Origin of the sequence: Streptomyces ossamyceticus (assembly GCF_001418475.1) — a bacterium.
Classification (GTDB): Bacteria; Actinomycetota; Actinomycetes; order Streptomycetales; family Streptomycetaceae; genus Streptomyces; species Streptomyces ossamyceticus.
The window spans coordinates 1-18,756 of sequence record NZ_LIQX01000118.1; the positions used below are offsets into that span (position 1 = coordinate 1).

Annotated in this window: 11 protein-coding genes; 8 read left to right on the plus strand and 3 right to left on the minus strand. The window is 72.0% G+C overall.

What is annotated here, in order from left to right:
- The first annotated feature begins 217 nt into the window (after positions 1 to 217).
- Positions 218 to 940, plus strand: coding sequence for a TetR/AcrR family transcriptional regulator (locus AOK15_RS10530; protein WP_055515204.1), 723 nt, complete (start codon positions 218 to 220; stop codon positions 938 to 940).
- Between the two features lie 170 nt (positions 941 to 1,110).
- On the opposite strand, the gene AOK15_RS10535 is transcribed toward AOK15_RS10530, so the two are convergent.
- The 3 genes from AOK15_RS10535 to AOK15_RS10545 are packed head-to-tail and all read right to left on the minus strand — an operon-like array spanning position 1,111 to position 4,667.
- Positions 1,111 to 3,402: an ABC transporter permease gene (locus AOK15_RS10535; protein WP_055515206.1), complete on the minus strand. Its 2,292-nt coding sequence runs from the start codon at positions 3,400 to 3,402 to the stop codon at positions 1,111 to 1,113.
- Positions 3,403 to 3,405: 3 nt separating this feature from the next.
- Positions 3,406 to 4,155, minus strand: a complete 750-nt coding sequence (locus tag AOK15_RS10540) for an ABC transporter ATP-binding protein (RefSeq protein WP_055515208.1) — start codon at positions 4,153 to 4,155, stop codon at positions 3,406 to 3,408.
- Positions 4,152 to 4,667 (minus strand): PadR family transcriptional regulator, encoded by a 516-nt coding sequence (locus AOK15_RS10545; protein ID WP_055515210.1) that lies wholly within the window; start codon positions 4,665 to 4,667, stop codon positions 4,152 to 4,154. Before AOK15_RS10545 ends, AOK15_RS10540 begins: the two co-directional genes overlap by 4 nt.
- A 125-nt stretch (positions 4,668 to 4,792) precedes the next feature.
- Between AOK15_RS10545 and AOK15_RS10550 the strand changes: the two genes are divergently transcribed.
- From AOK15_RS10550 to AOK15_RS10580, 7 genes are all read left to right on the plus strand, one after another.
- Positions 4,793 to 6,061, plus strand: a complete 1,269-nt coding sequence (locus AOK15_RS10550) for an ABC transporter substrate-binding protein (RefSeq protein WP_055515212.1) — start codon at positions 4,793 to 4,795, stop codon at positions 6,059 to 6,061.
- A 199-nt stretch (positions 6,062 to 6,260) separates the two neighbouring features.
- The gene (locus AOK15_RS10555; protein ID WP_240508376.1) at positions 6,261 to 7,907 is read left to right on the plus strand and encodes a glycoside hydrolase family 13 protein; all 1,647 of its coding nucleotides are present in this window, start codon (positions 6,261 to 6,263) and stop codon (positions 7,905 to 7,907) included.
- Between the two features lie 53 nt (positions 7,908 to 7,960).
- The gene (locus tag AOK15_RS10560) at positions 7,961 to 9,289 is read left to right on the plus strand and encodes an ABC transporter substrate-binding protein (RefSeq protein WP_055515214.1); all 1,329 of its coding nucleotides are present in this window, start codon (positions 7,961 to 7,963) and stop codon (positions 9,287 to 9,289) included.
- Between the two features lie 5 nt (positions 9,290 to 9,294).
- Complete coding sequence (locus AOK15_RS10565) at positions 9,295 to 10,653, plus strand: ABC transporter permease (protein ID WP_055515216.1); 1,359 nt, start codon at positions 9,295 to 9,297, stop codon at positions 10,651 to 10,653.
- Positions 10,650 to 11,495: a carbohydrate ABC transporter permease gene (locus AOK15_RS10570; protein ID WP_055515218.1), complete on the plus strand. Its 846-nt coding sequence runs from the start codon at positions 10,650 to 10,652 to the stop codon at positions 11,493 to 11,495. Before AOK15_RS10565 ends, AOK15_RS10570 begins: the two co-directional genes overlap by 4 nt.
- A 299-nt stretch (positions 11,496 to 11,794) precedes the next feature.
- The gene (locus AOK15_RS10575) at positions 11,795 to 16,060 is read left to right on the plus strand and encodes a HAMP domain-containing protein (RefSeq protein ID WP_055515220.1); all 4,266 of its coding nucleotides are present in this window, start codon (positions 11,795 to 11,797) and stop codon (positions 16,058 to 16,060) included.
- Between the two features lie 241 nt (positions 16,061 to 16,301).
- Complete coding sequence (locus tag AOK15_RS10580) at positions 16,302 to 18,683, plus strand: SpoIIE family protein phosphatase (protein ID WP_240508379.1); 2,382 nt, start codon at positions 16,302 to 16,304, stop codon at positions 18,681 to 18,683.
- Positions 18,684 to 18,756 lie beyond the last annotated feature (73 nt).

An 18,756-nucleotide genomic window follows, 5' to 3' on the forward strand; every position in this document is an offset into this window, starting at 1 on the left:
GGAGTGGGGCAGGACAGGCCGGGGCGGGGAGGCCGGGGACGGCACGGATGACATGGCAGGCTCCTCGCGGGAGGGAGACGGCGGAAGGAAGGGCCGCGCGGGAATGCGATGGAACAACCGACCGACCTCTTGCGTCAATGCTGTTGACATAAGGGGGCAGGCGGTCGTTCACTGCGGGCACACCGTGCCCGACCCCCGTGGAGAGAGGACGACCGGCATGCCTAGCCGTGTCCCGCAGGAGCGCAGCCGCCGCCGACCCACCCGCTCCGGGGTCCTGCTCTCGGAGGACCTGATCGTCGAGACCGGTCTGCGGCTGATCGGTGAGCACGGGCCCGAGGCGCTGAGCGTCCGGCGGCTCGGCGCGGCCCTCGGCTGCGACCCCTCAGCCCTCTACCGCTACTTCCACGACACCGACGACCTGGTGCTGGCCATCGCCGACCGGATCATCGGCGACGCGATGGCCGGGTTCGAGCCCGGCGACGACTGGGTGGCCGCGCTGCGGGAGACGGCCCTGCGGGTCCGCGCCGGATATCTCGCGCATCCCCGGGCGGCAGCCCTGGCCTCGCACCGGGTGACCCGGCGGGAGAACGAGATCCGGGCCGTGGAGACCGGCATCGCCCTGCTGATGTCCGCCGGTTTTGAGCCCGCCACGGCCGTCCGGTTCTACCTGGCCTTCATCGACACCGTGCTCAGCCACGCGGCCACGGACGCGGCGTTCGCGGCGCTGCCGCGACAGCAGCGGGAGGCCGACCAGCGGGCCTGGAGGGACGTCTACCAGGACCTCGACCCGCAGGCGTACCCGGCCCTGACCGCCGCCCGCGGCGAACTCCCCGGCATGGCCGACAGCGCCTTCGAGGACGCGGTGGACCTCCTCCTGGAAGCCCTCGCGGCCCGCGCACCCGCGAACCGACGGAAGCGTACGGATGCCGTCGGCCGGTGAGGCCCCGGGCACCCGTGAGCCGGCGGTGCGGCGTGGATGCCGTCGGCCGGTGAGACCCGCGCACCCGTGAACCGGCGCCGCGGCGCGGACCCCGCCGACCGGTGAGGACCCGGGCACCCGTGCCGGGCCGCCGCGCGCGGGCGGCTGGGCCCCGGCCCGGTGTGGACGCGCTACGCCACCGCGCCCAGCGTGTCCGCGAGGCGGCGGCGGGCCGCGCGGAGTGCGGGGAGGACCGCGAGCGCCAGGGCGCCCAGCACCGCCGCCGCGGCGAAGAGCGACAGCACCACGGGGGAGGGGCCCCGCGCGATCCCGGCCCCGATACCGCTGGAGCTGCCCTGCGCGTCGATCAGCCAGTGGGCGAGCGGAAGCCCCAGCGCCAGGGCGACCGCCGTCGCGGCGAGGGCGGTGCACCCGGTGGCCGTGACGGTGATGCCGGTGATCTGCCGCGGTGACAGCCCGATCGCCTTCAGCGCCAGCAGATCCCGCTCGCTCTCGCGGACCGTGCCGCCGATGGCCGTCAGCAGTTCGACGAGCCCGATGAGGGCGAGGACTCCCAGCAGGCCCACGACGACACCGCGCAGCGGCGACAGACCGTCGGCGGGATTGGTCACCGTGTGTACGTCCAGCCGGCCCGGTCCGGCCGCGGCGGTCAGTTCGGCGGCGACCCGCCGCGGATCCGCCCCGTCGCGCAGTCGTACCTGGTAGAGCGTCGGCCGCAGCCCGGGGTCGTTCTCCCGCAGGGTGTCGAGCGAGGTGGAGATGGTCCGGCCCGCGTTCTCCGGCTCGATGCTGCGGCCCACGATGTGCAGGATCTGGGGCCGGCCGGCCACGGTCAGCCGCACCCAGTCGCCGACCGCTACGTCCAGCAGGTCGAGCAGACCCTGCCCGGCCACCGCCTCGTCGGGACCATGGGCGGGCCGGCCCTCGGCCAGCGTGAACGGGTACGGCTCCGCCTCCGTGCCGATGCCCCGCAACGCGATCGTGGCCGTCTGGCCCGACACCAGGGCCGCCACCTCGACACCCGGATGGGCGGCGGCGACCTCCGGGGCGCGCGCCAGGAGCGCCCGGGCCTCCGCGTCGCCGAGGCCGTCGCCGGCGCGGACGGTGAGCGCCGACGCCAGACCCATCCGCTCCGGCTCGCTGTGGAAGCGGTCGATGGTCGTCCACGCGCTCATCGCCACCACGATCAGCGTCAGTGGCAGCGCGAGACGGGCGATGGTGGCCAGGGACCGCGCACGGCGGGTGAACGCCCGGTGCCAGCCGAGGACCAGCGCGGGCGGCAGCCCGACACCGAGCGCCCGCCGGGCCACTCCCGACAGCCGTCCGCCGGCCGGTACGGCGGCCCGCGACACCGGTACCGGGGGCACGCGCCCAGCCCGCCAGGCCGCGAGCCCCGTCGTCGCCCCGATGAACAGCACCACCCCCACCGGCACCGCGACGAGGGCGGCGGTGTGCCCCGGCATGCCCTGCCACAGGTCGACCGCGTCCCCGAGGCGTCCGGGCAGCAGCGGGCCCAGCGCCTGGGTGAGCGTCGCCGCGGCCACGGCACCCAGCAGCGCGTACGCCAGATGCTGGAGCAGGAAGATCCGCACCACCTGGCCCGGCGTGAAGCCGATCGCCTTCAGGATCGAGATGTCCCGCAGATGCCCCCGGATACGGGTGCCGATCGCCCCGTGCACCGCCAGCCCGGCGGCGACCAGCGCGCCCAGCCCGAACAGCCCCAGCACCAGACCGAGCAGCCGGTTGTCGCCCTCCGCCTCGGCCCGCGCCTGCTGCCAGGCGGAGACCTCGCTGACGGCACCGGCACCGAGCAGGGTGACGGCCCGCTGGACGGCGTAGTCGGTGTCGTCGGGGTCCGTCAGGCGCAGCCCGATCACCTGGCCCTGCTCGGCGGCGGTGCGGGGCAGGGTGGCCGGCTGGACCCAGACCAGGCCCGGCCGCTCGCCCTTGCGGTAGCGGGGCTCGGCGCTGTCGGCGACGCCCAGCACGGTCAGCTTCCCGCCGCCGGGCAGGGACAGCACGTCACCGGGGCCGGCGAGCAGGGTCCGGGCGAGGCTGCTCTCCAGCACCACACCCTCGGGGCGGCCGGGGTCCAGCCACCGGCCGGAGGTGAGCAGCGGCCGGCCCACCTCGGGCCGGTCGGAGGTGCCGCGCAGTTCGACGGAGGCGCGGGTGCCGCGGGAGGTGACCGTGGTGTCGGCGGTCCGGTAGGGGCCGGCCGTGGACTCGACGCCCGCCAGCCGGGCCAGCTCGGACACCTCGGCGGAGGGGGCGGTGTGGATCCACACATGGGCGCCGCGGGACTGCGTGAACAGGCGCTGCCACGGGTTCGTCGCGTACCCGAAGAGCGTCGTCGCCAGCAGCAGGGACGTCACGATGCCGACGGTGGCCAGCACCAGGAACAGCGCCTCGCCCCGGTGGGTGCGCAGGTCCGAGTGCGCCCAGCGCAACATGGCTCGCATCCGTCAGTCCCTCAGCTCCAGCACGGCGGGCACCCCCGCGCCGGGCGACGCGGCGCCGCCCAGCTCGACGTCGTCGGCTATCCGGCCGTCGAAGAAGCTGATCACCCGGTCCGCGGCGCTCGCCAGCCGGGCGTCGTGGGTGACGAGGAGGATCGTCTGGCCGCGCTGGTGGAAACGGGACAGCAGCCGCATCACCTCACGGGTGCCCTTGCTGTCCAGGCTGCCCGCCGGCTCGTCGGCCAGCAGCAGGGGAGGGCGGTTGACCAGGGCGCGGGCCAGCGCGACCCGCTGCTGCTCGCCGCCCGACAACTCGCCCGGCAAGCTGCGCTCCTTGCCGGCGAGCCCCAGCTCGGCCAGCAGCTCCGCCCGCTCGGCGCGGGCCCGCCTGGCGGAGACCCCGGCCAGCAGCGCGGGGAGTTCCACGTTGTCCGCGACCGACAGATTGGAAACCAGGTTGAAGAACTGGAAGACGATGCCGATACGGCGGCGGCGCTCCACGGCCCAGCGGGCCTCGCTGTAGGCGTCCGTGCGTTCGCCGTCCAGCCAGATGCTGCCGCTGTCCGGGCGCTGCAGTCCGCCGAGCAGATGCAGCAGCGTCGACTTGCCCGCGCCGGACGGGCCGGTGACGGCCACGAACTCGCCCCGCCGCACACACAGGTCCACCCCGCGCACGGCATGGGCGGGCGCGCCCTCCCCGTGATGGGTCTTGACGAGCCCCTCGGCCCGCAGCACAGCAGTGGGCGCCTCGCTCATTCCGGCTTCTCCAGTTCCTCCTGGCAGCGCTCCAGCCAGTCGAGATCGGCCTGGAGGTGCAGCATGGCGCCCTCGATGAGCAGCTGGGCGATGCGGTTGTCCCGGTGGTCGGCCGTGGCGAGTTTCGACAGATTGCGCATGGTGTTCAGGTAGTGGCGCCGTTGTCGGTTGATCAGGGTGATCTGGTCGGCGAGACCGGTCTGCGGGGCGAGCGCGAGCTTCATGAAGAACTCGTCCCGTACCCGCGGCTCGTCCGACGTCTCCTCGTACCAGGCGCTCAGCGCCTCCTGCCCGGCAGCGGTGAGGTGGTAGATCTTCTTGTTGGGCCGGCTCGACTGCTCGACCTCCTCGCCCTCGATCAGACCCGACTTCTCGAGGCGGCCGAGGGTCACATAGATCTGGCCGATGTTCGGCTGAGGGTACGCGGCGCCCAGGAGTTGCTCAAGGTCCTGCTTGAGCTCGTAGCCGTGGGCCGGGCCGCGCGCCAGCAAGGCCAGGAGGGGCAGGCGCACTCGAGCTGTCCTCCTCGCAGCCTCGTATTGTGTTCCAGGCCCTAGTATCGCCCATACCTAACGGGTATACATAGCCTCTGACTCCGGGCGAAGGTGCCCGGCGCCGGGTGCACCAGGAGGAACCTATGCGGTGGATACGCGCCGCCGGTAGGGGCCTCCTCGTTCTCGCGGTGGTTCTGGCCGGTTACGGCGCCTCCGGCGCGCAGGCCCAGGGCGGGCTCCGGGGCCGCGGTCCGCTGACCCTGGCCACCGCGGGCGACCTCACCGGTTACCTCGGGCCCCTCCTGGAGGGCTGGAACCGCGCCCATCCCGCAGAGCGGGTCACCCTGGTCGAACTGCCGGACTCCGCGGACGAGACCCGCGCCCAGATGATCACCGATCTGCGCGGCGGCGACCGCGGCCGTTTCGACGTGCTCAACATCGACGTCACCTGGACCTCGGAGTTCGCCGCCGCCGGCTGGATCCGCCCGCTGCCGCGCAACCGTTTCCCGCTGGGCAGCTTCCTCCGGCCGGTCGTGGACACGGCGACGTACGACGGGCAGCTGTACGCCGTCCCCTACGTCACCAACGCGGGTTTGCTGCTGTACCGCAAGGACGTCCTCGCCGAGGAGGGCGTCCCGCCGCCCCGCACCTGGGCCGAGCTGGAGCACTACGCGCGGACCATCGCGCCCGAGCACGGCCTCGACGGTTACGCCGGCCAGTTCCTGCCCTACGAGGGACTCACCGTCAACGCGGCCGAGGCCGTCTACTCGGCGGGCGGCACGATCCTCGGCGACGAGGGCGAACGTGTCACGGTGGGCTCGGCGGCCCGCGAGGGCATCGGGTTCCTCGCCCGCGGCGTACGCGACGGGTGGATACCCCGCGAGGCGCTGGAGTACAAGGAGGAGGAGTCCAAGCGGGCCTTCCAGGAAGGCCGGCTGCTCTTCCTGCGTAACTGGCCCTACGCCTACGTCGGCGCCTCCGCCCCCGGTTCCGCAGTCGCCGGGAAGATCGGCGCCGCCCCGCTGCCCGGCCCCGACGGGCCCGGCACGAGTGTGCTCGGCGGCTCCAACCTCGCCGTCAACGCGCACGCCGAACACCCCGACACCGCCGCACGCCTGATCACGTACCTCACCAGTGAGCGCGTCCAACGGCAGGTCCTCACCCGGGGCGCGCTGCCCCCCGTGCGCGCGGATCTCTACCGGGACCCGGAACTGATCCGGGAGTTCCCCTATCTGCCGACGCTGCGCCGGAGCGTCCTCGCGGCCGCGCCGCGCCCCAAGAGCCCGCGCTACGACCAGGTCAGCATGGTCGTGCAGGCGGTCGTCCACGACGCGATGACGGGCCACTCGACGCCCGAGGCCGCGGTGCGGCGGCTCACCCGGGAGCTGGCCGACATCTCCCGCCGCGGCTGACCCTCTTCCCCTTACCGCGCCTCCGCGCCTACTTACATGTTAGGTAACGCCCTCGTATCGACCTGCCTCCCCTTGGGTCGAAATATCCCTATATAAAGGGCCAGGCTCCAGATATCTGCTGTTCACTCGTTGACACCCCCGTGAAACGCCTACATAACATGCATGCATAACCGTCAGCTCGCACAGACAGGCCAACGGGGTGAGCTCCAAGCGCATCGAATCGCGTCACTGGTGGCGTGACGCAGTGATCTACCAGGTGTACGTCCGCAGCTTCCTGGACAGCACCGGCGACGGCGTCGGCGATCTCGCCGGGGTCCGGGCCGGACTGCCGTACCTCAAGAAGCTGGGTGTCGACGGCATCTGGCTGAGCCCCTTCTATCCCTCCCCGCAGCACGACCACGGCTACGACGTCGCCGACTACTGCGACGTCGACCCGCTCTTCGGCGACCTCGCCGAGTTCGACCTGCTGGTGGCGGCCGCCCGGCGGCTCGGCGTCAGGGTGCTCCTCGACATCGTGCCGAACCACTGCTCCAGCGAGCACCCGTGGTTCCGCGAGGCCCTGGCCTCCGCGCCGGGCAGCGAGGCCCGCGCCCGCTTCCACTTCGCCGACGGGCGGGGAGCGGACGGGGCCGAGCCGCCCAACAACTGGCACGCCATGTTCGGCGGCCCCGCCTGGTCCCGCGTCACCGAGGCGGACGGCCGGCCCGGCCAGTGGTACCTGCACATGTTCACGCCCGAGCAGCCCGACTGGAACTGGCGTGACGCCGAGGTCGGCGCCCACTTCGACCGCGTCCTGCGCTTCTGGCTGGACCGGGGCGTCGACGGCTTCCGCATCGATGTTGCCGCCGGCCTCTTCAAGCACCCCGAGCTGCCCGACTCGCCGGACCCCGAGGCCGACGCCCGCACCCGTGACTCGGTCAACCCGCTCGCCTGGAACCAGCCCGAGGTCCACGACGTGTGGCGGCACTGGCGGGCGGTGTGCGAGGAGTACACCGAGCGGGACGGCCGCGAGCGGCTCCTCGTCGGCGAGGTCTCCGTCCCCACGGCACGCGAACACGCCCTGTACGTCCGCCCCGACGAACTCCACCAGGCGTTCTTCTTCGACCTGCTGAGCGCCACCTGGGACGCCGACGCCTTCCGCAAGGTCATCACCGAGGCCATGCAGGACATCGCGGGCACGGGATCCACCGTGACCTGGGTCCTCAACAACCACGACCAGGTCCGCACGGTCACCCGCTACGGCGAGCCCGCCGTCGAGGGCAGCGGCCTCGGCGCCGCCCGCGCCCGAGCCGCCGCCCTGCTGATGCTGGCCCTGCCCGGAGCCGCCTACATCTACCAGGGTGAGGAACTGGGCCTGCCCGAGGTCGTCGACCTGCCCGACGACGTGCTCACCGACCCGATCTTCCACCGCACCGGCAGCCGCGCCCGGATCCGCGACGGCTGCCGGGTACCGCTGCCGTGGTCCGGGCAGGCCTCCCCGTTCGGCTTCACCTCCGGCGTCGAGGGCGCCAAGCCGTGGCTGCCGCAGCCCGAGTACTTCGCCGAGTACGCCACCGATCGCGCGCTCGCCGACACCCGCTCCTTCTGGCACCTCTACCGCGACGGTCTCCAACTGCGCGGCGCCCTGCCCCAGCTCGGCGAGGGCGAGATGCGCTGGCTGGACACCCAGCCCGGCGTCCTCGGCTTCGTCCGCGGCGACGGCCTGGTCTGCGCCGTCAACTTCGGCACCGCCCCCTCGCCCGCGCCCGTCGCCGGCACCCCCCTGCTGTCCAGCGGCCCCTGCCCGGCCGGGGTCCTCCCCGGCTCCACGGCCGCCTGGTGGATCGGCGACGACGCCGGTTCCTGAGCCCCCACACCCCTCACACCGTCCGTTTCCCCTGCCCCGAAGGGACATCAACGATGATGCGACGACGTACCACCCTGCTCACCGGCTGCACCGCCCTCGCCCTGGCGCTCGGCGCCACCGCGTGCGGAGGCGGCGGACCCGTCGCCGCGGGCGGCGGCGACAAGGCGCTGAACGGCCAGACGGTCACCGTCGCCGGCGTCTGGTCCGGCAGCGAGCAGAAGAACTTCCAGAAGGTGCTGGACGCCTTCACCGAGAAGACCGGCGCCAAGACCCAGTTCGTCTCCACCGGTGACAACGTCTCCACCGTCGTCGGCAGCAAGATCGAGGGCGGCAACGCCCCCGACGTGGTGATGGTCCCGCAGGTCGGCGTGCTCCAGCAGTTCGCCGGGAACGGCTGGCTCAAGCCGCTGTCCGGCACCACGCAGAAGGCCGTCGACGCCAACTACGCGACCGTGTGGAAGGACTACGGCAGCGTCGACGGCACTCTCTACGGCCTGTACTTCAAGGCCGCCCACAAGTCGACCGTCTGGTACAGCCCCGACGCCCTCGACACCGCCGGCGTCAAGCCCCCGAAGTCGTACGACGAGATGCTGAAGGCGGGGCGGACCGTCTCCGACTCGGGTCTCGCCGCCTTCTCCGTCGCCGGCCAGGACGGCTGGACGCTCACCGACTGGTTCGAGAACGTCTACCTCTCCCAGGCCGGCCCCGAGAAGTACGACGCCCTCGCCGCCCACAAGCTGACGTGGACGGACGACAGCGTGGTCGACGCGCTCACCACGCTCGGCGAGCTGTTCGGCGACAAGCAACTGCTGGAGGGCGGGCGGAAGGGCGCCCTCAACACCGACTTCCCCGGCTCCGTCGAGAAGGTCTTCGGCCCCGAGCCCGAGGCCGGCATGGTCTACGAGGGCGACTTCGTCGCCGGCGTCGCCAAGGACCAGTTCGGCCGGAAGATCGGCGAGGACGCGAACTTCTTCCCGTTCCCACCGGTCGGCGGCGGCAAGGCACCCGTGGTCAGCGGCGGAGACGCGGCCGTCGTCCTCAAGGACGGCAAGAACACCAAGGCCGGCATGGCCCTGCTGGAGTACCTGGCCACCCCTGAGGCCGCCGCCGTATGGGCCGAGGCGGGCGGTTTCCTCTCCCCGAACAAGAAGGTCGACCCCGCCTCCTACGGCGACGACGTCACCCGCACCACCGCCGAATCCCTGATAGCCGCCGGGGACTCCGTCCGCTTCGACATGTCCGACCAGGCACCGGCCGCCTTCGGCGGGACCAAGGGCGCCGGCGAGTGGAAGATCCTCCAGGACTTCCTGCGCGACCCGTCCGACCCGAAGGGGACCGCCGCACAGCTGGAGGCCGCCGCGGCCAAGGCGTACAAGGGCTGACCGCGATGACCGCCACTGCCACGAAGGTGGCCGCTCCCCCCGCCGCCGAACCCGCGACGCGTCAACGGCGCGCCCGGCGGCGGGGCCGGATCGTCGCCCTCCTCTTCGTCTTCCCCGCCCTGCTCCTGCTCGGCGCGCTCGTCGTCTACCCCGTGCTGTTCTCCGTGGGCCGCAGCCTCTTCGACGCCACCGGCACCCGGTTCGTCGGCGGCGAGAACTACACCGAGATGTTCCGCGACCCGGCCACCCTCAAGGCGGTCCGCAACACCGCGATCTGGGTCGTCGTGGCGCCGGCCCTGCTGACCGGGCTCGGCCTGATCCTCGCGGTGCTCGTCGAGAAGATCCGCTGGGCCACCGCGTTCAAGCTGCTCCTCTTCATGCCCATGGCCGTCTCCTTCCTCGCCGCCGGCATCATCTTCCGGCTCGCCTACGACGAGGACCCCGACAAGGGCGTCCTGAACGCGGCGGTGGTCGGCGTCCACGACGCCTTCCAGGGCTCCTCGTCGTACCCGACGGCCCGCGCCCGTGACGGCCAGGGCCTCAGCGCGGGAGCCGACGGCTCCTACCGCACCGGCACGACGGTGTCGCCGGGTGACACGGTCACCCTCGGTCTGGTCGGCGTCGCCCCCAAGGACCTGCCCGAGGGCGCCCGACCGGCCCGTACGGCGGCCGCCCGCGAGGCAGCCCCCGACGAGCTGCGCGGTGTCGTCTACCTCGACTTCACCCGCGGCGGGGGCGGAGAACCCGGCCGGGTCGACCCCGAGGAGAGCGGACTGCCCCGGATGACCGTCGAGGCGGTGCGCGACGGGAAGACGGTCGCGAGCACGACCACGGGGGCCGACGGCTCCTTCCGCTTCGCCGACCTCGCCGACGGCACGTACACCGTGGTGCTCCCCGGCTCCAACTTCGCCCCGCCCTACGACGGCGTCTCCTGGCTCGGCCCGGCCCTCGTCACGCCCGCGATCATCGGCGCCTACCTGTGGATCTGGACCGGCTTCGCCATGGTGCTCATCGGGGCGGGCCTGTCCACCCTGCCCAGGGACACGCTGGAGGCGGCGCGGATGGATGGTGCCAACGAGTGGCAGGTGTTCCGCCGGATCACCGTGCCCCTGCTCGCGCCCGTGCTGACCGTGGTCTTCGTGACCCTCGTCATCAACGTGATGAAGGTCTTCGACCTCGTCTACATCATCGCGCCCGGACCCGTGCAGGAGGACGCGACCGTGCTGGCCACCCAGATGTGGCTGGTGTCCTTCGGCGGCGGCAACAACCAGGGCCTGGGCAGCGCCCTCGGGGTCCTGCTCCTGCTGCTGGTGATCCCGGCCATGGTCTTCAACGTCCGTCGATTCCGAGGGAGTCAGCGATGAATCTCGGTGCGCTCCGGCGCGGACTGGGCAACAGCCTGGTTCAGGCCTTCCTGGTGGTCATCGGGCTGATCTGGCTCACCCCGCTGGCCGGACTGCTCCTGTCGTCCCTGCGGTCCGCCGAGGACACCGCCCGGGGCGGCTGGTGGACGACGTTCACCAGCCCCGGACAGCTGTCGTTCGACAACTACGCGGCGCTGCTGGAGAACGCGGGGATCACCCGGGCGTTCTGGAACACCGTGCTGATCTCCGTACCCACGACGGTGCTCGTGGTGGTGATCGCCGCGCTCGCCGGGTACGCCTTCGCCTGGCTGGACTTCCCCGGCCGTGACACGCTGTTCCTGCTGGTGGTCGCCCTGCTGGTGGTGCCGGTGCAGATCGGTCTGCTGCCGGTGGCGAAACTCTTCGGCCAGCTCGGGCTGTTCGGCACGATCCCGGGTGTCGTCCTCTTCCATGTCTCCTACGGGCTGCCGTTCGCCGTCTTCCTGCTGCGGAACTACTTCGCGGAGATCCCTAAGGAGATGCTGGAGGCGGCACGGATGGACGGGGGAACCGAATGGCGGATCTTCACCCGGCTCGTCCTGCCGGTGGGACGGCCGGCGATCGCGAGCCTCGCCATCTTCCAGTTCCTGTGGGTGTGGAACGACATGCTGGTGGCGCTGCTGTTCGCCGACAGCTCCTCCCAGCCGCTGACCGTGGAGCTCCAGTCGCAGATCCGCCAGTTCGGCAGCAACATCGACGTGCTGGCGCCGGGCGCGTTCCTGTCGCTGATCGTGCCGGTGGTCGTGTTCTTCGCCTTCCAGCGGCACTTCGTGCAGGGGGTCATGGCAGGGTCGGTCAAATAGCGCCCCAGGGCCGCCGGCGGCGCAGCTCCGGCGCCGACCGGACGGCCGGGCCGAACCACGCCGAGTGCCCCCTGCTCCTCGATGTATGCCCCCCGGTGCAGGGTCTTTTCGTGGCGGCCGAGATGTCCGCACGAGGCTTTGGTCGTGGCGCGACAACTGAGTTAACCTTCACCGGATTTTCTCATCCGGCTCATCCGTGAACTGCGGGAATGCCGAGGAGGAGCGGGCCTCGCCAGGGGCCCGGCGCGGGTTCCGAGTCCTCGGGGTGAGGGCTCTTGGGGAGCGGAACGAGGGTGCGCATGAGCGGCAAGACGATCGAGGCCACCGACCGGGCCCCGGGCGAGCAGGAACTGCGCCAGTTGCTGGCCGGACTGACCGCCGTACGGGACGGAGACTTCGGCACCCGGCTGCCGTCCGACGGCGACGGTCTGCTGGGGGACATCGCCACGGTCTTCAACGGCATGGTGGACCAGCTGTCCGTGTTCACCTCGGAGGTCACCCGCGTCGCGCGCGAGGTCGGCACCGAGGGCACGCTCGGCGGTCAGGCCGAGGTGCCGGGGGTCTCGGGCACCTGGGCGGACCTGACCGACTCGGTCAACGCCATGGCGGGCAACCTGACCACCCAGGTGCGCGACATCGCCCAGGTGGCGACGGCGGTCGCCAAGGGCGACCTGTCGCAGAAGATCGACGTCCCCGCGCGCGGCGAGATCCTCCAGCTGAAGGAGACCGTCAACACGATGGTCGACCAGCTGTCGTCGTTCGCCGACGAGGTCACCCGGGTCGCCCGGGAGGTCGGCAGCGAGGGCCGCCTCGGCGGCCAGGCCCAGGTGCCCGGTGTCGCGGGCGTCTGGCGTGACCTGACCGACTCGGTCAACTTCATGGCGGGGAACCTGACCTCGCAGGTCCGCAATGTCGCCCAGGTGACCACGGCGGTGGCGCAGGGCGACCTGTCGCAGAAGATCACCGTGGACGCGCGGGGCGAGATCCTGGAGCTGAAGAACACCATCAACACGATGGTCGACCAGCTCTCCGGCTTCGCCGACGAGGTGACCCGGGTCGCCCGCGAGGTCGGCACCGAGGGACGCCTCGGCGGGCAGGCCGACGTCAAGGGCGTCAAGGGGACCTGGCGCGACCTCACGGACTCCGTGAACTTCATGGCGGGCAACCTCACCGCGCAGGTCCGCAACGTCGCTCAAGTCGCCACCGCGGTGGCGCAGGGCGATCTGTCGCAGAAGATCACCGTGGACGCGCGCGGGGAGATCCTGGAGCTGAAGAACACCATCAACACGATGGTCGACCAGCTCTCCGCGTTCGCCGACGAGGTGACCCGCGTCGCCCGCGAGGTCGGCACCGAGGGCAACCTCGGCGGACAGGCGATCGTCCGAGGCGTCTCGGGGACCTGGAAGGACCTCACGGACAACGTCAACGTGATGGCGTCCAACCTGACCGGCCAGGTCCGCTCCATCGCCCAGGTCGCCACCGCCGTCGCACGCGGTGACCTGTCGCAGAAGATCACGGTCGAGGCCAAGGGCGAGGTCGCCGCCCTCGCGGACGTCATCAACACGATGGTCGACACCCTCTCCGCGTTCGCCGACGAGGTCACCCGCGTCGCCCGCGAGGTCGGCACCGAGGGACGCCTCGGGGGCCAGGCGCACGTGCCGAACGTCGCCGGCACCTGGAAGGACCTCACCGACAACGTCAACTCGATGGCCAACAACCTCACCGGCCAGGTCCGCAACATCGCCCTCGTCACCACCGCCGTCGCCAACGGCGACCTGTCGAAGAAGATCGACGTCGACGCGCGCGGCGAGATCCTGGAGCTGAAGACCACCATCAACACGATGGTCGACCAGCTGTCGTCGTTCGCCGCCGAGGTCACCCGCGTCGCCCGCGAGGTCGGCAGCGAGGGCCGGCTCGGCGGCCAGGCCGAGGTCGAGGGCGTCGAGGGCACCTGGAAGCGGCTGACGGAGAACGTCAACGAACTCGCCGGGAACCTCACCCGTCAGGTCCGTGCGATCGCCGAGGTCGCGAGCGCCGTCGCCGAGGGCGACCTGACCCGCTCCATCACCGTGGTGGCGTCCGGCGAGGTCGCCGAACTGAAGGACAACATCAACTCCATGGTGGAGTCCCTGCGCGAGACCACGCGGGCCAACCAGGAGCAGGACTGGCTGAAGACCAACCTCGCCCGGATCTCCGGCCTCATGCAGGGCCACCGCGAGCTGCCCGTCGTCGCCGAACTTGTCATGGACGAACTCGCGCCGCTGGTCTCGGCGCAGTACGGCGCCTTCTACCTCGCCGAGGACACCACCCGCGGCCCCGAGCTGCGGCTCGTCGGCTCGTACGGCTACCCCGACGACACCGACCGGCCCGACCGCATCCCCGTGGGGCGCTCCCTCGTCGGGCAGGCCGCGCGCAACCGCCGGCCCATCAGCGTCGAGGAACTGCCGCCGGGCTACGTCACCATCTCCTCCGGCCTCGGACAGGCCGTGCCCAGCGCCCTGGTGGTGCTGCCCATCGTGGTCGAGGACCAGGTCCTCGGCGTCATCGAACTGGGCGCCGTCACCCGCTTCACCCAGATCCACCAGGACTTCCTCGCCCAACTGATGCCCACCATCGGCGTCAACCTCAACACCATCGTGGCCAACGCCCGCACCGACGAACTGCTGGACGAGTCCCAGCGGCTCACCGCGGAACTCCAGGCCCGCTCCGCCGAGTTGCAGGTGCAGCAGGACGAACTCCAGCGCTCCAACGCCGAACTGGAGGAGAAGGCGTCGCTGCTCGCCTCGCAGAACCGCGACATCGAGGCCAAGAACCTGGAGATCGAACAGGCCCGGCAGGAACTGGAGACCCGCGCCCAGGAACTGGCGCTCGCGTCCAAGTACAAGTCGGAGTTCCTGGCCAACATGAGCCACGAACTGCGCACCCCGCTCAACAGCCTGCTGATCCTGGCCCAGTTGCTGGCCCAGAACCCCTCCCGCAACCTCACCCCCAAGCAGGTCGAGTACGCGGGCATCATCCACTCGGCCGGCTCGGACCTGCTCCAGCTGATCAACGACATCCTCGACCTGTCGAAGGTCGAGGCCGGCAAGATGGACGTCACCCCCGAACGGGTCCCGCTGCGCAAGCTGCTGGAGTACGTCGAGGCGACGTTCCGGCCGATGACGACGCAGAAGAGCCTCAACTTCACGGTGGCCACCGCGCCCGGCACACCGGCCGACCTGCTCACCGACGACTCCCGGCTGCGGCAGATCCTGCGCAACCTGCTCTCCAACGCGGTGAAGTTCACCGAACAGGGCGGTGTCGAACTGCGCATCGAACCCGCCGCCGACCGGGAGGTGCCTCTCGGCGTCCTCCGCGGCGGCCCCGTGGTGGCCTTCCGGGTGAAGGACACCGGCATCGGCATCCCCCAACAGCAGCTGGAGGCGATCTTCGGCGCGTTCCAGCAGGCGGACGGCACCACCAGCCGCAAGTACGGCGGCACCGGACTCGGCCTGTCGATCACCCGCGAGATCGCCCATCTGCTGGGCGGCGCCGTCACGGTCGACAGCACACCCGGTCAGGGCAGCACCTTCACGCTCTACCTCCCCGTGGCCCGCGCCGACTTCGAGGACGTGCTCGCGGGCGGCCCCCGGCCGTTGGAGCAGTCGGACACTGCCGCACTCCCGCCGGCCACCCGGCCGGACACCGCTCCCACCGTGCCGGCGGAACGGCGCAGGCGGCGCCTCCTCGTCGTCGAGGAACGGCCCCGCGGGCTGCTGACCCTCGTCGCCGAACGCGCCGTCGCGGACATCGCGCCCGACCCCGACGACCCGCTCGGCGCCATCGACATCATCACGGCGGTGGGGGCGCAGGAAGCGGCGAGCACCCTGGCCGCCGACCCCTGCCACTGCGTCGTCCTGGAACTCGGCATGCCCGACGGTGAGGGCGCCCGGCTGCTGGAGGCCATGGAGGGCGACTCGGCGCTCGCCAGCGTGCCCGTCCTCGTGCACACCGGACACCGCGTGGACCTGGCGCAGGAACAGACACTGCGCTCCCGCGCGGAGAGCCGCCCGCTGGACTTCCTGTCCAGCCTCGACGAACTGCGCGAACGGATCACCCTGCACCTGTCCGCCGAGGAGCCGGGCGACGTGCTGTCCCTGGTCCGGGGCGACGACCTGCAGCGCCCGGCCGCCGAGGTCGTCGACGACGCGTTCCTCGGCCGTACCGTGCTCGTGGTCGACGACGACGCGCGCAATCTCTTCGCCCTCAGCGGGGTCCTCGAACTGCACGGCTTCCAGGTCCTGCACGCCGACAACGGCCGCAAGGGCATCGAGATGCTGCTCGCCCACCCCGACATCTCGCTCGTCCTGATGGACGTGATGATGCCGGAGATGGACGGCTACACCGCGACCGCGGAGATCCGCGCGATGGACCGGTACGCCGAACTGCCCATCATCGCCGTCACCGCCAAGGCCATGCCCGGCGACCAGGAGAAGAGCCTCGCGTCGGGCGCCAACGACTACGTCACCAAGCCCGTCGACACCAACGACCTCATCGGCCGCGTCCGACGCTGGCTGTCCACGTGACGGGGAACCGCCCCGCCGCGCGCACCAGCCGACCGCCTGGCGTCCCCGGACGCCCGAGCCCAGGAACAGGCCAACCGTGAGCAACCCCCACCAGCCCACCGACCCACCGGACCCCGGCGCCCCGACGGGCGAGCCGTTCGCCGCCGACCGTGCGGCGGGCACCGATCTGCTCGCCACGGGCCGAACCACCGGGACGGCCGTCGCCCGGACCCCCGCCGACCGGGTCCCGGACGGTGCCGCGGTGGCCGTCACCGGCCCGGACGACGAGGACGGCACAGGGCAGTCCACCCCGGTCGGACGGCTCGCCGCGACCGTCGATCGCCTGCGCCGCGAGGTGCAGGCCGCCCAGGCGGAAGCCGACGGCCGCGCCCTGGTCGAGCTGGCCAAGGGCATCCTCGTCGAACGCCTCCACTGCGGGCCGGCCCAGGCGGCACGGCAGCTCGCCGAGCTGACCGAACAGGCGGGCGTGACCCCCCTGGAGTTCGCCGTCGAGGTCATCAACCAGGCCTCGCGCGACCGGCTCTCGGAGGTGACGACCGCGTTCCTCGCGACCACCGCGCACCGCGGTGACACCACCGAGGTGGGGCGCGACTCTCTCGCCGTACGGCTGCGGACCGCCGAGAGCGGGGCGCTGGCCGCGGACGACGCGCAGGCCGTGGCCGACTCGCTGCTCGAACACGCCCTGACACCGCTCGGCGCGGAGGCCGTCGCCATCTGGGCGCTGGACGCCGACGGCTCCCTCACCCTCGCGGGCAGCGCCGGGTTCTCGACGGCGGAGGCCGGCCGCTGGCGGTATGTGCCGCCGGGCGTGGCGACCGTGGCCCGCCGCGGACTCGGCGAGCGGACGGGCCAGTGGATCAGCTGTCTGTCGGAGACGGGACTGCCGTCCATCGGTCAGCACCACCACCCCGACGGAGGCCGCGTCGCCCTCCCCGCGGGCACCGGGGGCCGTATCCACGGCGTGCTGGAGATCGTCTGGCCCACACCGCTGGAGCCCCAGCCCCCGCAGATCGTCCGTCAGGTGGAAGCACTGGCGGAGCTGTGCGCGCACACGCTGGAGACGTACGTCCCGCGCCGGCCCGACGGCGACACCCGGCCCGGCGTCCTGCCTGCCGTCGCCGAGCTGATGGACCTGGCCGACGGGCTCCACGACCCCGCGCTGGTGCTCGTCCCGCACCTGGACGCCGACGGGGAACTGGTCGACTTCCGCATCCACCACGTCAACCGGCGCTTCCTCGATCCGGCGGGCCGGCCCCGCGGCGTAGTCAACGGGGCGCTGCTGCTGGAGGCCTACCCGATGGCCGCCGGCGACAGCGAACTCTTCGGCCAGGTCGAACGGGTCTACGCCACGGGAGAGCCGTTCCGCGCCCACCGCATGCGGCTCACCGCCCTCGTGGACGACGTGCCGCTGGCCGCGGTCGCCGACGTCAACATCAGCCGCCACGGCGGCAGCGTCCTGCTCATCTGGCGGATAGAGGACGAGACGGCGCGCCTGGCGAGCCTGCTCCAGCACGCCCAGCGCCTCGGCCGCATCGGCGGCTTCGAGGAGAACCTCCTCACCGGCGAGATCACCTGGAACGGGCAGCTCTACAGTCTCTACGGCAAGCCCGCCGTCGGCGGCCCGGTGCCGCTGGAGCAACTGCCCGCCCACGCCCACCCCGACGACGCCGTCGCCATCGGCAGGTTCCTGCGCACCCTGCTGCACCACCGCCGCCCGGCGTCCACGGCGTTTCGGCTCCAGCGGCCCGACGGCGTGACCCGGCACATCCGCGTGGTGGCCGAACCGGTCCTCGACTCCGACGGCCGGCTGTTCGTCGTACGGGGCGCCTACCAGGACATCTCCGCCCACCACTGGACGGAGGTCGCCCTCGCCGCGACCCGCGACCAGCTCGCCCACACCGAGCAGCAGGCGAGCGAACGCAACCGGCTGACCCTCCAGCTCCAGCACGCGATCATGCCCCCCGCGCAGGCACCCCTGGAGGCCCCCGGACTGCGGGTGGCGGTCCGTTACCGGCCCGCGGAGACGCAGAACCTGGTCGGCGGCGACTGGTACGACGCGGTCGTGCTGCCGTCCCGGCTGGTGCTGCTGTGCGTGGGGGACGTCGCCGGGCACGGCATCGAGGCGGCCACCAGCATGGTCGTCCTGCGCAACGCGCTGCGCGGTCTCGCCGTGACGGGAGCGGGACCGGCCCAACTGCTGTCCTGGCTCAACATGGTGGCCCACCATCTCAACGGCGCCGTCACGGCCACGGCGGTCTGCGGCCTGTACGACCCCGAGGTCCGCACCCTGCGCTGGGCGAGGGCCGGCCATCTGCCGCCCGTCCTCGTGCGTGACGGCGAGGCGACACCGCTGCCCCTGGTCAAGGGCCTGCTGCTCGGCGCCGTGCCGGAGGCGACGTACGAGGAGCACGAGCTCCAACTGGCCGTCGACGACACCTTGTTGATGTACACGGACGGTCTGATCGAACGCCGTGACCGTTCCGTGGAGGAGTCGCTGGCCCAGCTGCTGACGGCCGCGAGCACGGTCCCGCCCACGCTCGACCAGCAACTGGACCGTCTGCTCACCTACAGCAAGTCGGACACGGACGACGACACCTGCATCGTCGGCGTGCGGGTCGACTAGACGTCCGACACCGGCCCCCGAGGGGCGTGTGCGCCGCGGACCCGGGGTGTGCCCCGCGGGTCCGCGCCGCTCC

Bases quoted from the DNA above. Each gene is read 5' to 3' on its own strand.
- AOK15_RS10565 (WP_055515216.1), top strand. From the start codon at position 9,295: ATGACCGCCACTGCCACGAAGGTGGCCGCTCCCCCCGCCGCCGAACCC.
- AOK15_RS10570 (WP_055515218.1), top strand. From the start codon at position 10,650: ATGAATCTCGGTGCGCTCCGGCGCGGACTGGGCAACAGCCTGGTTCAG.
- AOK15_RS10550 (WP_055515212.1), top strand. From the start codon at position 4,793: ATGCGGTGGATACGCGCCGCCGGTAGGGGCCTCCTCGTTCTCGCGGTG.
- AOK15_RS10560 (WP_055515214.1), top strand. From the start codon at position 7,961: ATGATGCGACGACGTACCACCCTGCTCACCGGCTGCACCGCCCTCGCC.
- AOK15_RS10535 (WP_055515206.1), bottom strand. From the start codon at position 3,402: ATGCGAGCCATGTTGCGCTGGGCGCACTCGGACCTGCGCACCCACCGG.
- AOK15_RS10540 (WP_055515208.1), bottom strand. From the start codon at position 4,155: ATGAGCGAGGCGCCCACTGCTGTGCTGCGGGCCGAGGGGCTCGTCAAG.
- AOK15_RS10575 (WP_055515220.1), top strand. From the start codon at position 11,795: ATGAGCGGCAAGACGATCGAGGCCACCGACCGGGCCCCGGGCGAGCAG.
- AOK15_RS10530 (WP_055515204.1), top strand. From the start codon at position 218: ATGCCTAGCCGTGTCCCGCAGGAGCGCAGCCGCCGCCGACCCACCCGC.